Annotated in this window: 1 protein-coding gene; it reads left to right on the forward strand. The window is 56.1% G+C overall.

What is annotated here, in order from left to right; translation table 11 throughout:
• Positions 1–60: 60 nt before the first annotated feature.
• Positions 61–1196 (forward strand): IS3 family transposase gene (locus tag DK872_RS27190; protein ID WP_090398467.1). Its coding sequence is split into 2 segments (ribosomal slippage): positions 61–307 and positions 307–1196, totalling 1137 coding nucleotides; the frame shifts between segments, so codons are not numbered across the junction.
• Positions 1197–1231 lie beyond the last annotated feature (35 nt).

Here is a 1231-nt window from a genome sequence, read left to right on the forward strand (position 1 = left end):
TTGGACTGACCCCGCCCCGGTAGACGATCCTGCCCTATAGTTTGAGCATAGGAGGAGCGTATGGGCACACCACGATTTACACCTGAATTTAAGGAAGAAGCCGTCCGTCAGATAACGGAACGCGGTTATTCCGTCGCCGAAGTATCTGACCGTCTGGGCGTCTCTGCACACAGCCTCTACAAGTGGCTACGGGCTATCAAACCTGATAACAGCGAGCAGCATGCCCGGGATTTACTGGAAGCTAAAAGCGAGATCCTGAAACTCCGGGCGCAGCTAAAACGCACCGAAGAAGAACGGGATATCCTGAAAAAGGCCGCGCGGTACTTTGCAAGGGAGCCCGACTGAAGTACCGCTTTATCAATGAGCACCGCACTGTATGGGGTGTGATGACGATGTGTCGGGTACTGAATGTCGCCCGGGCCGGGTTCTATGCGTGGTTGCATAACCCTGTCCCGGCGCGTGATAAAGATAACCAGCGCCTGCTGATACTTATCCGCGACTCATATTCCCTGAGCGGAGGCGTATACGGTTACCGGCGGGTTCATGGCGATCTGAACGAAATCGGGGAAACCTGCGGTAAAAACCGGGTGGGTCGGATTATGCAACTGAACCGGATTAAAGCTGTGCGTGGCTATAAAGCGCCACGTCGTATCGCCGGCAGGCCTTCAGTCGTTGCTCCTAATCGCGTGCAGCGGCAGTTCACCGTTGTCCGGGCCAACCAGGTCTGGGTCACCGATATTACTTATATCCGCACCTGGCAGGGATGGTTATATCTGGCGGTGGTTATCGATCTCTTCGCCCGTAATGTGGTCGGCTGGTCGATGAAACCCACTCTCTCACGCGAACTCGCGCTGGACGCGCTGATGATGGCCGTGTGGCGTCGAAAACCGGACGGCGAGGTTATCGTTCACAGCGATCAGGGTAGCCAGTACGGCAGTGACGACTGGCAGCGCTTCTGCCGGGCCAATAACCTGACACCGAGCATGAGCCGGCGTGGCAACTGTCTGGATAATGCAGTGGCCGAATCGTTCTTCAGTTCACTGAAAAAAGAACGCATCAGGAAGAGAATATACAAAACCCGGGATCTGGCCCGGGCGGATATCTTCGATTACATTGAAGTGTTCTACAACCGGGCCCGGCGCCACAGTCACCTCGGCGGCGTCAGTCCGGAGGCCTTCGAACAGGCCCAATCGTGAGGACAGAATTTGTCTACGGGCGTGGGGTCAGTCCA

The sequence above is a fragment of the Kosakonia sp. MH5 genome (assembly GCF_009935945.1).
Taxonomy (GTDB): Bacteria; Pseudomonadota; Gammaproteobacteria; order Enterobacterales; family Enterobacteriaceae; genus Kosakonia; species Kosakonia radicincitans.